Annotated in this window: 15 protein-coding genes; 1 reads left to right on the forward strand and 14 read right to left on the reverse strand. The window is 41.7% G+C overall.

What is annotated here, in order from left to right; translation table 11 throughout:
• Nucleotides 1–93: 93 nt before the first annotated feature.
• The 5 genes from ACE1TH_RS16845 to prfA all read right to left on the reverse strand — a co-directional run bounded on the left by ACE1TH_RS16845 (nucleotide 94) and on the right by prfA (nucleotide 4,449).
• The gene (locus ACE1TH_RS16845) at nucleotides 94–1,128 is read right to left on the reverse strand and encodes an L-threonylcarbamoyladenylate synthase (RefSeq protein WP_375079583.1); all 1,035 of its coding nucleotides are present in this window, start codon (nucleotides 1,126–1,128) and stop codon (nucleotides 94–96) included.
• A 223-nt stretch (nucleotides 1,129–1,351) separates the two neighbouring features.
• A complete protein-coding gene (locus tag ACE1TH_RS16850) occupies nucleotides 1,352–1,798 on the reverse strand; it encodes a GNAT family N-acetyltransferase (protein WP_099304515.1) in 447 nt (148 codons plus the stop codon).
• Between the two features lie 53 nt (nucleotides 1,799–1,851).
• The gene (gene spoIIR, locus ACE1TH_RS16855; protein ID WP_099304906.1) at nucleotides 1,852–2,460 is read right to left on the reverse strand and encodes a stage II sporulation protein R; all 609 of its coding nucleotides are present in this window, start codon (nucleotides 2,458–2,460) and stop codon (nucleotides 1,852–1,854) included.
• 82 nt (nucleotides 2,461–2,542) lie between these two features.
• Nucleotides 2,543–3,379: a peptide chain release factor N(5)-glutamine methyltransferase gene (prmC, locus tag ACE1TH_RS16860; RefSeq protein WP_099304517.1), complete on the reverse strand. Its 837-nt coding sequence runs from the start codon at nucleotides 3,377–3,379 to the stop codon at nucleotides 2,543–2,545.
• Nucleotides 3,379–4,449: a peptide chain release factor 1 gene (prfA, locus tag ACE1TH_RS16865; protein WP_099304519.1), complete on the reverse strand. Its 1,071-nt coding sequence runs from the start codon at nucleotides 4,447–4,449 to the stop codon at nucleotides 3,379–3,381. Before prfA ends, prmC begins: the two co-directional genes overlap by 1 nt.
• Before the next feature lie 159 nt (nucleotides 4,450–4,608).
• Between prfA and ACE1TH_RS16870 the strand changes: the two genes are divergently transcribed.
• Nucleotides 4,609–5,928: an FAD-dependent oxidoreductase gene (locus ACE1TH_RS16870; RefSeq protein ID WP_099304521.1), complete on the forward strand. Its 1,320-nt coding sequence runs from the start codon at nucleotides 4,609–4,611 to the stop codon at nucleotides 5,926–5,928.
• Nucleotides 5,929–5,989: 61 nt separating this feature from the next.
• Here ACE1TH_RS16870 and ACE1TH_RS16875 read toward each other — a convergent pair whose 3' ends face one another.
• The 9 genes from ACE1TH_RS16875 to ACE1TH_RS16915 all read right to left on the reverse strand — a co-directional run bounded on the left by ACE1TH_RS16875 (nucleotide 5,990) and on the right by ACE1TH_RS16915 (nucleotide 13,586).
• A complete protein-coding gene (locus tag ACE1TH_RS16875) occupies nucleotides 5,990–6,424 on the reverse strand; it encodes a hypothetical protein (protein WP_099304524.1) in 435 nt (144 codons plus the stop codon).
• 78 nt (nucleotides 6,425–6,502) lie between these two features.
• A complete protein-coding gene (locus ACE1TH_RS16880) occupies nucleotides 6,503–7,075 on the reverse strand; it encodes a thymidine kinase (protein WP_255224206.1) in 573 nt (190 codons plus the stop codon).
• Nucleotides 7,076–7,142: 67 nt separating this feature from the next.
• On the reverse strand, nucleotides 7,143–7,385 hold the full coding sequence (locus tag ACE1TH_RS16885) for a type B 50S ribosomal protein L31 (protein WP_035394274.1): 243 nt from the start codon (nucleotides 7,383–7,385) through the stop codon (nucleotides 7,143–7,145).
• 100 nt (nucleotides 7,386–7,485) lie between these two features.
• A complete protein-coding gene (gene rho / locus ACE1TH_RS16890) occupies nucleotides 7,486–8,754 on the reverse strand; it encodes a transcription termination factor Rho (RefSeq protein WP_099304528.1) in 1,269 nt (422 codons plus the stop codon).
• A 295-nt stretch (nucleotides 8,755–9,049) separates the two neighbouring features.
• On the reverse strand, nucleotides 9,050–10,015 hold the full coding sequence (glpX, locus tag ACE1TH_RS16895) for a class II fructose-bisphosphatase (protein ID WP_099304530.1): 966 nt from the start codon (nucleotides 10,013–10,015) through the stop codon (nucleotides 9,050–9,052).
• Nucleotides 10,016–10,045: 30 nt separating this feature from the next.
• Nucleotides 10,046–11,332, reverse strand: coding sequence for a UDP-N-acetylglucosamine 1-carboxyvinyltransferase (locus tag ACE1TH_RS16900; RefSeq protein ID WP_375079584.1), 1,287 nt, complete (start codon nucleotides 11,330–11,332; stop codon nucleotides 10,046–10,048).
• Between the two features lie 84 nt (nucleotides 11,333–11,416).
• Nucleotides 11,417–12,052 (reverse strand): fructose-6-phosphate aldolase, encoded by a 636-nt coding sequence (fsa, locus tag ACE1TH_RS16905; RefSeq protein WP_099304534.1) that lies wholly within the window; start codon nucleotides 12,050–12,052, stop codon nucleotides 11,417–11,419.
• 86 nt (nucleotides 12,053–12,138) lie between these two features.
• A complete protein-coding gene (gene fba, locus ACE1TH_RS16910; protein WP_099304536.1) occupies nucleotides 12,139–13,002 on the reverse strand; it encodes a class II fructose-1,6-bisphosphate aldolase in 864 nt (287 codons plus the stop codon).
• A 227-nt stretch (nucleotides 13,003–13,229) separates the two neighbouring features.
• Entirely contained in the window at nucleotides 13,230–13,586 is a 357-nt protein-coding gene (locus tag ACE1TH_RS16915) for a response regulator (RefSeq protein WP_099304538.1), read from the reverse strand.
• Between the last annotated feature and the right edge of the window lie 7 nt (nucleotides 13,587–13,593).

Genomic DNA, 13,593 nt, shown 5'->3' on the forward strand with positions numbered 1-13,593 from the left:
TTTTACTCAATAGTTTGCAAACACCATACATACACGCTAGGCTTATCCCACTATATTCACTTATTGTAGCATTCATTACACGTTCATAGCGCTTTACGATCTCTCCAGCAGGCGCTTTCCTCCTGATGCTTTTTCGAGCCGATTCATCACGGCTTCTCCTACTCCACTGGTTGAAACGGCTTCAACCAAAATGATGGAAACTCCTCTTTTATCAAATTCTCGCAACGCCTCATAAAGAACGTGAGCGAGATTTTGAACCGAATCAGCAACGATGCTTTCATCTGCTTGGTCATAATCGTGTTTAGCCAATACGCCTACTCGCTCTCCTCTAGCCTGCGCCGCTAGAATAGCGGAATTGATTTGACTTGCATCGTCCACAATATATACAGCAGCTTCTGGCGCATAGTGTGTATATTTCATTCCTGGTGATTTCGGTTGTTCTTTTTGGTTTAACAGTGAGCGATCCACATTAATTTTTCCGATAACGGCTTCAATCTCCTCTTTCGTCACACCACCCGGACGGTACAAAACAGGCGTTTCTTCAACGATACTTAAAACCGTTGATTCGAGTCCAATTCCGGTCTTCCCGCCATCAACAACGCCATCAATTCGCCCATCTAAATCAAGCAGTACATGTTCAGCCGACGTAGGAGAAGGACGCCCGGACCGGTTTGCACTTGGTGCAGCGACCGGTACTTGACAGTCTCTTAAAAATACCTGCGCGATTGGATGAGACGGCATTCGTATACCAACAGTTGATAATCCTGCGGTTACATTTTTAGCAACAACCGGTTTTGCTTTAAAAATTAGCGTTAGCGCACCTGGCCAAAATGCATCCATAAGACATTGAGCACGGTCAGGAATCTCTTCCACTAATTGATGGAGTTGCTTTTTTTCACCGATGTGGACAATCAGTGGATTATCGCTCGGCCTTCCTTTCGCTTGAAAAATTTGACTGACGGCATCGTCTGAAAGCGCGTTGGCACCTAGCCCATAGACCGTTTCTGTCGGGAATGCAACAAGCTTATTTTCCCTTATCCACATTGTCGATTCTTGTAAGAATAAGGCTTGATCGTCAATCGTTTTATTTTTATCCACATTCCAAACCCTTGTATGTTTATAACTCACTATCTGTTCGCCTCTTTCATTGTAAAACACTTTTTTTCACTTATTCTTCAAATGCTTGCTACATTAACGTTCACTCTATTTTATCAGACTAATCTATCGATTGCATCAAAAGAAAAAACAGTTTATCCACCGCTGTGGATAAACTGTTTATAAGTTGATAAATCGAGCTATATTTCAACACATCTTCATTTATTCACAAGACTTATACACAAATCCACAAACATCATCCAATATGCGAACACGAATACGACCAAACCATTGTGTCAGTTGAACGGGCAATCTGTTGATAATGGTCTAATTGTTTAATTTCAGGAGGAATAAGGCCTTCAGCTACCCGCTCAAACCCAAGTGGTTCAAACAATGACGCTTTCCCTTCACTAAGCGCGTACACTTGATTAACGCCTTCTGAGTGTGCAAACGCTAGCGCAAGCTGAATAAATTCAACAGCTGCCATTGCATGGGTTTTTTTACTATCGATGACTAACGTACGCAGCAAACCGACATCGGATACTTTATCTAAACCAACTGTTCCAACTAGCGTTCCCTCTTCATTTTCCACAATAACAAAACTATCTATTTGACTCGGTGTTGTCGCTGAACCGACTCGTGCAAACAAGTGCTGAACAGCTAATACATCCGTTTCTTCCATTTTTCGTACGGTTAATGGCATAAGTACGCCCTCCTTTTTTTCATTCTATGTGGAGGCTTGTACATATATGCCTGTTAACCAAATAAGCGATCCCAAAAAGATTCAAACATATCCACAACAAAAAATGACGTTTCGACTTCATCTTGATTTTCCACAGGGTCTGCTTCTTCTGCTTCTTTCGCTTCAGCATTATCCATATCTAAAAAGCAAAGCGGCGGAAACAATACACACCACCAGTTTTCACCTTCACCATCACCAAGCGTCACAAGTACAGCCTGGTACAAGCCCGCTGGATAAACAAGGTTTCCATAAAGCTTTGTTGGAAATGAGACGTCTTTATCAAACGCCACGTTAAATTGCTGGTCTTTGCCGTACTTAGCTAATTCGTTTTCTACAATGGCTTCGATTTCATCCATATTTCCTTCAATCGTCGTTACTGCTTCATCGAATGTTTCAACATCGTTGACCCATTTTGTAATTTCTGCATTTATCTCATCGCGGATGTCCCGCTTTAACATTTGGTCACTGACTGAATCACTATTGGCGAGAATGCGTAAACGAATGGCATCATCTGTATTAACTTCTTGATGAAATTGATTGACCGCTTGAACGCTTTGCGCTTCCCAACTCATTAGTCCTACACATAAAGAGATTAATAGATAAATGATTGCTTTTGCTTTCATTGTAAGCACCGCCCCTTCCTCCATAGCATGGTCAGGGCGCTCACAATTTAAACAACGAATCGTTCGACAATCTTGTAGTCTATTAAGTTACAGAAATGAGGACGATTCGATCTTTTTTATTAATATCCTCAATGACATCAATCGCCGCTGTCGGAAATTGTTCTTGGAAAAGGTTTTTAACTGATTCTCCTTGTCCTGCTCCAACTTCAAGGGCAATCATCGAGCCAGAATGAGTGTATAACGGCGCGTCTTTCGCAAGTTGTCGATAAACCGTCAACCCATCGTCTCCAGCAAATAAAGCAAGCGCCGGTTCATATTCTCTCACTTGTTCAGCCAGCGACGCGCGATCGGTTTCTGGAATATATGGGGGATTCGAAACAATGACATCAAATGTTTTGCCACGGACAGGCGCAAACAAATTCCCATGCTTAAAAAGAACATCGGCCTTTAACGTTTTCGCATTTTTTTGCGCCACAGCAAGTGCGTCTTCTGAAAGATCAATCGCAGTGACATGGGATTCTGGTGATTCTAGTTTAAGGGTAATCGCAATCGCTCCACTACCAGTTCCAATGTCCAAAATTCGCTTTGCCCCATCGATCCGTTGCAGAATTGCTAGTACAAGCTCTTCTGTTTCTGGACGAGGAATAAGAACGTCTTTTGATACGTTAAACACTCGCCCGTAGAACGATTCCGTTCCGATTAAATGTTGGACAGGGACACCCGTCGTCAACGTTTTAACATCTTCTTCAAACGCCTTCAACGTTGATTCGTCCATAAAATCGTGAAAACTCGCTAATAAAGACGCGCGATCTTTTTGCAGATGATGCCGCAATAACCACTCACCTGCTGGTTCTTCAAGCTGATGCTCTCGCAAAAAAGACGAAGCCCAGTTCAGAGCTTCGTATACCGTCTTCTTCATTACGATTCCGCATTCTTCATTGCTTCAGACTGCTCTTCCACAATGAGTGCATCAATAATTTCATCCAATTGGCCTTGCAGGATTTGCTCAAGCTTTTGGATCGTTAAGCCAATACGGTGATCTGTTACGCGACTTTGCGGGAAATTGTAGGTACGAATTCGCTCAGAACGATCCCCTGTGCCAATCGCACTTTTACGTGCATCTGCGTATTCCGCATGCGCTTCTTGCTGCACTTTATCAAAAATACGTGCGCGTAATACTTTCATTGCTTTTTCTTTATTTTTAATTTGTGATTTTTCGTCTTGGCACGATACGACGGTATTGGTTGGTAAATGGGTTAAGCGAACCGCTGACATCGTTGTATTAACACTTTGCCCACCAGGTCCACTCGATGTAAAGGTATCCACACGAATGTCTTTTTCGTGAATATCAATCTCCACTTCTTCCGCCTCGGGTAATACAGCTACCGTTGCTGTCGACGTATGAATGCGTCCGCCAGATTCTGTCTTTGGCACACGCTGAACACGGTGAGCCCCATTTTCATATTTAAGCTTTGAATACGCGCCTGCTCCATTCACCATAAAAATTACTTCTTTATAGCCGCCAATTTCATTTGCTTGAGCTTCAATAATCTCCGTTTTCCATCCTTGCACTTCCGCAAACCGGTAGTACATTTTAAACAAGTCCGATGCGAAAAGCTGGGCTTCATCTCCACCAGCAGCTCCACGAATTTCAACAATAACGTTTTTATCATCATTCGGATCTTTTGGTAGCAAAAGAATTTTCAAACGAGCTTCTAGCTCTTCTTTACGCGTTGACAATTCATCAAGCTCTTCTTTCACCATTTGGTACATTTCATCATCTAATTTATCTTCTAGCATCGCTTTTGCTTCAAGATACTGCTCATGAACTTCTTTATATTCGCGATAAGCTTGAACGGTTTCTTCTATTTGCGCTTGTTCCTTAGAATACTCTCGTAGTTTGTTTGTATCACTAATTACATCTGGATCACTTAACTGTTCATTTAAAAAATCATATCGATCTTCAACAGATTGTAAACGATCTAACACGACGTCACCTCATCTTTATTCCGCTAGCTACATATCCTATCTATTATAGTATATGGCGCTTCTACTGGTCAATGCACCCTCATGATGCGGTTTGTATTCTTCCTCTCTTGGGAATACTACCTAGAGCGAATACAAGTTCAGAAAAAAGGCGGGATAACGGTGAAATATGTCATAATTGGCGGTGATGCGGCAGGTATGAGTGCAGCGATGCAACTTGTACGGAACGATGCCCAAGCAGAAATAACCGTTTTAGAAAAAGGAGACCATTATTCATACGCACAGTGCGGACTTCCTTACTGGATTGGCGGCGATATTGATGGGGAAGAAAAACTTGTCGCACGTGACGCAGACACGTACCGAATTAAACACGGCATTGATGCGCGAACTCAACATGAAGTCACATCCATTGATGTTAAAGAAAAGCGTGTAGCAGGAAGCAATTTTGACATCCCCTACGATAAATTATTAATCGCATCTGGCGCTAGACCCTTTATACCTGATTGGGAGAATAAAGATTTAAACGGAATTTATACATTAAAAACCATTCCAGATGCAAAGAAAATTATTGAGCGTCTAGAAGGAAAACGACGCAATATTACAGTAATCGGCGGAGGATCAATCGGTCTCGAGATTGCGGAAAATGTTTGCAAAGCCGGTCACCAAGTACGCATTCTTGAACGATCCGCACGACTCGCGATGAATTTTGATAAAGAAATGACCGATCACATTCATGAGAAAGCAATTGATGAAGGGATTCAACTTGATTTAAATCATGATATTCAAGGATTTAAAAGCGACGAACAAGGCAATGTGACTGCGGTAGTGACAAATTTATCTGAATGTAAAACAGACCTCGTCATTGTAGCAGTAGGCGTTCGCCCTAACACAGATTTTCTAGCTAGTACCGGCATCCACCTTGATCAAAACAGAGCTATTAAAGTAAACCGCTACATGGAAACGAATGTAGAAGACATCTATGCAGCTGGAGATTGCGCAACGCAGTACCATCGCTTAACAGATAAAGATACGTACTTCCCACTCGGTACACACGCTAATAAACAAGGGAGAATTGCCGGTTTAAATATGTGCGGAAAACCTCGAGTCTTTAAAGGAATCGTCGGCACACAGATTTATCAATTTTTCGATTTAGCGTTAGCACGAACAGGCTTGTCTTCACGAGAAATTGAAGAATTAGGTTTTCCTTACAAGTGTGTACAAGCTAAGCTCCCTCACGTAGCAGCTTATTACCCGACCCATGAGCCTCTTCTTATTCGGCTTCAATACAACGAAAAAACAGGCGAAGTATTAGGAGGTCAATTTATCGGTACAAAAGGTGTCGACAAACGATGTGATGTGCTCGCAACGGCGTTGTACCACGGCATGACTATGCAAGACCTTGAAGAGCTTGATTTAGGCTATTCACCACCGTTTAATAGCGTATGGGACCCTCTTCAACAAACAGCTCGCAGACGAACGTAGCATAGATAAGCAAAAAAGCTGACCCACAAGGTTCGAGTCGAGCCTCTGGGTCCAGCTTTTTTTAGCGGAGATGAACATCATAACGCGGAATCTCATTTTTGAGCGCCTTCTCTAATTCTCTATAGTGCTGCTCGGTTTCCGCTTTGTCCCAATCGTGATCAGGATGTGCTTTCGCATAAATATGACCGCCATTGACGATGGCCACACCTGATCGGAAGCCATGTTTTTCAATGATTTCTTCAACGTATCGAGCATCATCTTCTAGCGTCGTATGCTTAGCATTTGGATTCACATAACTGGCACCAAGGTTCGTTTGTCCTTGCGGGTATGAATCATTCTCATGCTTCATGTGTCCGAAGTTAAGTGGACCTGGACCAAATGCACCCATGCCACGATCATGTTTCTCGTGTGCATTGGTCGCATTCATATCGCTTCCACATCCTGATAGCAGTACAAGGGCAGCAACCCCCGCTGTCATTACTTTTGCGATCTTCATGCTTCTCCCCCTTTTTACCATATCGAAATATGGCTACCTTAGGGTTCCACAAGAATGATCATCCCATTCTCAGTTGTTTTACAACGGAGGGTTGCTGTGACATTTGCGGCAAACGGGGTAGTACTGATCGTTGCCGCCGATTTGAATTTGATCCCCTGTATAAATCGGCTTTCCTTTATCGTCCACGCGTAAGTTCATAATCGCTTTTTTATGACAGAACCAGCAAATGGTTTTCATTTCTTCAATTTTATCTGCGTAAATGAGCATATGCCGACTACCTTCAAACAGCTCGTTTTGAAAATCGTTCTTCAATCCAAACGCCATTACTGGTATGGATAACTCGTCGACGATCATGGCAAGCTGGCGCACATGTTCTTTTGATAAAAATTGAACCTCATCAATTAATACACAGTACGGTTTTTGTTCCGCATGTTTTACAACTTCAAAAATATTCGTATCTGCAAAAACCGAAATCGCGGCTCTTCTTAAGCCTACGCGACTGGATACATACCCGACTTCATCTCTCGTATCTATGCCAGATGTAAACAACAATACAGGTTTGTTCTGCTCCTCATAATTGGAAGCCACTTTTAAAATTTCAAAAGATTTTCCACTATTCATTGCACCGTATTTAAAAAACAGTTGTGGCATATGACCCTCCTAAAGCGTGTGTATCATAAAAAAAGACAGGCAATCGTGACTGCCTGTCTTTTGCTTCTTATAGGTTGTATTTCTTTTTGAATTTATCAACACGACCACCAGCATCAGCAAGCTTTTGCTTACCAGTGTAGAATGGGTGTGAATCCGAAGAAATCTCAACTTTAATAAGTGGATAAGTGTTGCCATCTTCCCACTCAACTGTTTCGTTAGAACCACGAGTAGAACCAGTTAGGAACTTGAAGCCCGTGCTCGTATCTAAGAATACAACTTTTTGATACGTTGGATGGATTTCTGCTTTCATTGCATTTCATCTCCTTTTGCCCTGAATCAAATTTGAAACAGAGTTTTCCTCACATAACCGAAATTATATCAAGACAGCCACCATATTGCAAGATCAAGTTTTAAGAGCGACGTTTACCAGTCATTTCTGCCTGCATTTCTTCAAAAAACTCGACATTGGTTTTTGTTTCTTTCACACGACGGATAAATTGGTCGGTAAAGTCAGGCGACTCATTCATGGTTTTACGGATTGTCCAGAGCTTATCAAGCTGGGATTTCGGCATAAGAAGCTCTTCTTTTCGTGTACCAGAACGACGAATATCGATAGAAGGGAAAATTCTTCTTTCTGCTAAACGACGGTCTAAGTGAAGCTCCATATTCCCTGTCCCTTTAAATTCTTCGTAAATAACGTCATCCATTCGTGACCCTGTGTCAACGAGGGCCGTCGCTAATATCGTTAAGCTTCCGCCCTCTTCAATGTTTCGCGCTGCACCAAAGAATCGTTTTGGACGGTGGAAAGCAGCTGGGTCAATCCCCCCAGATAGCGTACGTCCACTTGGCGGAATGACAAGATTGTACGCACGAGCAAGACGAGTAATAGAGTCCATTAAAATGACCACATCTTTTTTATGCTCGACGAGACGCATTGCACGTTCCAACACGAGTTCTGCCACTTTAATATGGTTTTCTGGAACTTCATCAAAGGTTGAGCTGACAACTTCTCCTTTTATGGAACGTTCCATATCTGTTACTTCTTCAGGACGCTCGTCAATTAATAAGACGATCAGTTCAACAGAAGGGTGCTTTTCAGCAATACTGTTGGCCACTTCCTTCATTAAAGAAGTCTTTCCTGCTTTTGGCGGGGCAACTATTAAGCCACGTTGACCAAATCCAACTGGCGAGACCATATCAATAATTCGCGAAGACACACGACCTGGCTTCGATTCTAAATCGATTTTCACATCTGGATAAAGAGGCGTTAGCGCCGGGAAATGAGGTCGCTCTCTAGATGATTCAGGTGAATCGCCATTAACCGCTTCAACATGAAGAAGACCGTGATACCGCTCATTGTCTTTAGGAGGACGCACTTTCCCTGAAACTTTATCTCCGTTTCTTAAATCAAATCGTCTAATCTGAGATGCGGAAATATAAATATCTTCTGTACTTGGCAAGTAATTAATTGGTCGTAAAAAGCCAAAACCTTCACTTTGGATGATTTCAAGTACGCCTTCCATAAACAATAGTCCGTCTTGCTCCGCTTGTCCTTTTAAAATAGCAAAAATTAGTTCTTTTTTTGTTAGTTTACTGTAATAAGAGACTTTAAACGTTTTGGCTTGTTGATACAATTCTTTTAACGTCATATTCTCTAATTCTGAAATACTTACGCTCATTAAGGTCACCACGCTTTATCATTATCGTTCTATTCCTTTTTTGACAGACGACGAACGAAAACGTCTATCTACATATATAAAATTTACTCATTTAACTTTAGTCATGAATTTTTTAACAAGGAAGGAAAATGGAGAAAAGTATTTATAGAAGGAAGTAACTAAACTTTATTTTAACCATATTTACTAGAATTAATCAATAAAAAAAGGGAGAAAAACTCCCTCAGGTTATTTTACATCAAATGGACGCGATTCGCACGTAACAACAGCAGAATCGCGCCATGGTATTGACTACATCTTAGCGCATAACAAGATCTGGTTTTTTCTTCATACTATGCGTACCGTCGACAAATCGTACTGTGCCTGATTTTGCACGCATAACAAGGGACTGGGTATTTGCTTTCGTTCCTTTGTAACGAACTCCTGTAAGCAATTCTCCATCCGTAACGCCTGTAGCTGCGAATATGCAATCGTCTCCGCGAACTAAATCTTCCATACGAAGAATTTTATTTACATCTGTAATGCCCATCTCTTTACAGCGTGCAAGCTCAAGGTCTGATTGTGGCAATAGTTTTCCTTGGAAATCGCCACCTAAACATTTTAGTCCTGCAGCAGCAAGAACACCTTCTGGCGCTCCACCTGAACCCATTAATAAATCGACACCTGTATCGTCAAAGCCGGTATTTACAGCAGCAGCGACATCGCCATCAGACAGTAATTTAATTCGTGCACCAGCTTTTCGAATGTCATGAATTAATTTCTCATGGCGAGGTCGATTCAATAGCGTAACAACAAGATCTTCAATATCTTTATTTTTTGCTTTCGCAACCGCTTTTAGATTATCAAGGACAGGGGCATCAATATCCACTTTCCCTACAGATTCAGGGCCAACTGCGAGCTTATCCATATACATATCCGGCGCGTGCAGCAAATTACCATGATCCGCAACCGCTAGAACGGCTAATGCATTCCACTGACCATATGCAAGAATATTTGTTCCTTCAAGAGGGTCAACTGCAACATCTACACGAGGACCGTAGCCATTGCCTAACTTTTCCCCAATATAAAGCATTGGTGCTTCGTCCATTTCCCCTTCACCAATAACAACCGTCCCTTTCATCGGGATCGTGTCGAACACGTCTCTCATTGCTTCTGTTGCCGCTCGATCTGCCTCTTCTTTGTTCCCTCGACCCATCCAACGACCAGAAGCAAGCGCAGCCGCTTCTGTCACGCGGACAAGTTCCATTGATAAACTACGTTCCATTATTTTGTATCCTCCCGAATGTTCAAGCCCTTATGATTGATTCACTTGCTCAATTTCTTCTTCGTTTAACTCTTCACGCCACACAATTGCTCCTAAATCACGAAGCTTCTCTTCTAGATGTTCATAGCCACGATCGATATGTTCGACCCCAGAAATTTCCGTCACACCGTCTGCCATTAATCCAGCAATAATAAGTGCCGCTCCTGCACGTAAATCACTCGCACGGACATTTGCTCCTTGTAGCTGAGAACGACCATTTACAATCGCTGAACGTCCTTCCACTTTCACATTTGCACCCATGCGTCTTAATTCATCTACATGTTTAAAGCGGGCATCATAAATCGTATCCGTTACAATGCTCGTGCCTTTTGCGCTAACTAAAAGACTCGTAAAAGGTTGCTGAAGATCAGTTGGGAAGCCAGGATAGACGAGCGTTTTTATATCAACGCCGTTCTTTTCAATCATTCCTTCAACAATCATTTGATCGTCTTTTTCTTCGACCTTCGTACCCATCTCTCTAAGCTTAGCCGTAATCGAATCAAGATGTGTTGGAATCACATTGTCAATCTGAACTCGCTGCCCTATTGCAGCAGCCATAATCATATAGGTTCCTGCTTCAATCCGATCAGGAATAATCGAGTGTGTGCATCCTTTTAACTCCGTTACACCTTGAATGCGAATGACATTTGTCCCCGCACCTTTGATCTTGGCACCCATACTTGAGAGAAGTGTAGCAACGTCAATAATCTCCGGCTCTTTTGCAGCGTTTTCAATAATCGTTTGCCCTTTTGCTTTCACCGCAGCCAACATAATGTTAATCGTTGCGCCGACACTTACAACATCAAGATAGATCTTTGCGCCACGCAGCTCATCTGCTCGTAGATAAATAGCGCCTTGTTCATTTGTCACACGAGCACCTAGCGCTTCAAACCCTTTAATATGCTGGTCAATCGGGCGTGGCCCTAAATTACATCCACCTGGCAAACCGATTACCGCTTTATTAAATTTCCCGAGCATCGCCCCCATTAAATAATAAGAAGCGCGGAGTTTCTTCACTCGGCCGTTTGGTAAAGGCATGGCCACCATTTTTTCAGGCTCGATTCTCATCTGCGTATCATCCATTGTGACCTCGCCACCAATTTCACGTAAGAGTTCGGCTAAGAGCTCTACATCAGAAATAGATGGAAGATTATCAATCACAACTGGACTATCTGCTAAAATAGCGGCTGGAATGAGGGCAACCGCGCTGTTTTTCGCGCCACTAATTTGTACAGTTCCTTCGAGGGTTTGCCCACCTTTAATTAGCAGTTTATGCATAATAATCCCTTCCTTTTATACCTAATCCCTTTTGAATAAGTATGTTCAGAGTTATTCGTGATGCACAAATCCATGTCGCTTTCCTTACTTATTCCAGTCGGATAGAAATTGTTCGATCCCTTTATCGGTTAACGGGTGCTTTGTTAATTGCTTAATCACTTTAAGCGGAATCGTTGCAATATGAGCACCGCGTTTCGCAGCTTCGTTTACGTGAATCGGGTGTCTAACGCTCGCTGCAATAATTTGTGCGTCTAATCCGTGTGTATCAAAAATCGTCCGAATATCTGTAATTAAATTTAATCCATCATGACCAATATCATCTAAGCGACCTAAGAAGGGTGATACGTAGGTTGCACCAGCACGGGCTGCTAACAACGCTTGCGCTGCTGAAAAAATCAGCGTTACATTCGTATCAATTCCTGCTTCTGTCAAAGCACGAACCGCTTTTAATCCATCAACTGTCATCGGTACTTTTACTGTAATGTTATCTGCGATTTTCGCAAGTTCTTTTCCTTCTCGAATCATTTCGTCCGCTTCAAGAGAAATGACTTCTGCACTGACGCTTCCAGGTACAACAGCAGCAATTTCTTTTATGCGGTCATGAAATTCAACATTTTCTTTTGCAACTAAAGAAGGGTTTGTTGTCACTCCGTCCAAAATTCCAAGTTCGTGTGCTTCTTTTATTTCAGAAAGGTTTGCCGTATCGATAAAAAATTTCATTTTTACATCCCCCTATAAAAAAACGGTTTCATTCATAAATGGAAATAAAAGCAGTCATTGACTGCTTTTATAAAATTTGTTCACACTTACGCTTTATTTGAAGAACCAAACTCTTTCATTTTACCAGCGACAGTTGCTTTAATCGCGTCGCGAGCAGGCCCCAAATATTTACGTGGGTCATACTGTTCAGGTTGAGCTGCTAGTGTTTCACGAACAGCTTTAGCTGAAGAAATCTGACTTTCTGTGTTTACGTTAATTTTCGCATGTCCAAACTCAATCGCTTTTTGAACATCTTTTGTTGGGATACCTGTTCCACCATGAAGAACTAATGGAATTCCAACTAGAGAATCGATTGTTTTCATGTGATCGAACCCAAGGTTTGGTTCACCTTTGTAAGGTCCGTGTACAGAACCTAAAGCTGGCGCAAAGCAATCAACATTCGTTGCTTCAACAAGCGCTTTACACTCTTCAGGAATCGCATAAGCTGCTTCAGCATCATCAACAATTAAATCGTCTTCTTGTCCACCAATACGACCTAGCTCTGCTTCAACAGAAACACCAAGCGCATGAGCAACATCCACTACTTTTTTCGTAAGTGCAATGTTTTCTTCTAGTGGATAGTGAGAACCATCAATCATAACAGATGTAAATCCAGCATGAATCGCTTCTACACATTTCTCAAAACTTGAACCGTGGTCTAAGTGAATCGCAACTGGAACCGTAACGTTGTACTCTTCCATAAGGTTCTCTACTAATCCCACAATTGTCTTAAAACCACCCATATATCGAGCAGCACCTTCAGAAACACCAAGAATTACAGGTGATTGTTCTTCCTCAGCTGCTTGTAGAATTGCTTGAGTGAACTCTAAGTTGTTTAAATTAAATTGACCAACTGCGTAGCTTTCTGCTTTCGCTTTGTTCAACATGTCTTTCATCGATACTAAAGGCATAATTGTCCTCCTTCATTTCTCTTACCTTAGGTCGAATAAGTAGATCTTATCTTTGTTAAAATAACCTTTTATACTAAAGTTATGTAATCAAATCATTATAAAATTACCATCCTACCTAGGCACACGAATCTTTAACCGAATCTATTATAGCATAACTTTTTTCGATATGACCCAGGAAAGAGCTAGAAATTAAATGTAAACGGATCCAATTTTAATCTTTGACACTTTTAGAGATTTTGACGAATTACTTGCCTTACATCTTCAATATCAAATGGTTTTGCCATATAGCTAATCGCACCATTTTCAAGTGCTTCATTGACCATTTTTAACTCCCCATATGCGGTCATCATGACAACTTTAATCGTTGGCTGACGTTCCTTCATTTTCTTTAAAATTTCAACGCCGTCCATACCAGGAATTTTCATATCCAATAAGACAATATCGATTTCCTCCATCTCTTGAATATCCAATGCCTCTTTTCCATTGGCCGCTTGATACATCTGATAGCCGTCTTTTTGTAGAATTTCCGTTAACAGTACACGTATCCCAAATTGATCGTCAACGATCATCACATTATGTTCCATAGTTTCC

It is taken from the genome of Shouchella sp. JSM 1781072 (assembly GCF_041949915.1).
In the GTDB taxonomy this organism is placed as follows: Bacteria; Bacillota; Bacilli; order Bacillales; family Bacillaceae_D; genus Shouchella.

Bases quoted from the DNA above. Each gene is read 5' to 3' on its own strand.
- ACE1TH_RS16850 (WP_099304515.1), bottom strand. From the start codon at position 1,798: ATGCCATTAACCGTACGAAAAATGGAAGAAACGGATGTATTAGCTGTT.
- spoIIR (WP_099304906.1), bottom strand. From the start codon at position 2,460: ATGAAAGCAAAAGCAATCATTTATCTATTAATCTCTTTATGTGTAGGA.
- prmC (WP_099304517.1), bottom strand. From the start codon at position 3,379: ATGAAGAAGACGGTATACGAAGCTCTGAACTGGGCTTCGTCTTTTTTG.
- ACE1TH_RS16875 (WP_099304524.1), bottom strand. From the start codon at position 6,424: ATGAAGATCGCAAAAGTAATGACAGCGGGGGTTGCTGCCCTTGTACTG.
- ACE1TH_RS16880 (WP_255224206.1), bottom strand. From the start codon at position 7,075: ATGCCACAACTGTTTTTTAAATACGGTGCAATGAATAGTGGAAAATCT.
- ACE1TH_RS16885 (WP_035394274.1), bottom strand. From the start codon at position 7,385: ATGAAAGCAGAAATCCATCCAACGTATCAAAAAGTTGTATTCTTAGAT.
- rho (WP_099304528.1), bottom strand. From the start codon at position 8,754: ATGAGCGTAAGTATTTCAGAATTAGAGAATATGACGTTAAAAGAATTG.
- glpX (WP_099304530.1), bottom strand. From the start codon at position 10,015: ATGGAACGTAGTTTATCAATGGAACTTGTCCGCGTGACAGAAGCGGCT.
- ACE1TH_RS16900 (WP_375079584.1), bottom strand. From the start codon at position 11,332: ATGCATAAACTGCTAATTAAAGGTGGGCAAACCCTCGAAGGAACTGTA.
- fsa (WP_099304534.1), bottom strand. From the start codon at position 12,052: ATGAAATTTTTTATCGATACGGCAAACCTTTCTGAAATAAAAGAAGCA.
- fba (WP_099304536.1), bottom strand. From the start codon at position 13,002: ATGCCTTTAGTATCGATGAAAGACATGTTGAACAAAGCGAAAGCAGAA.
- ACE1TH_RS16915 (WP_099304538.1), bottom strand. From the start codon at position 13,586: ATGGAACATAATGTGATGATCGTTGACGATCAATTTGGGATACGTGTA.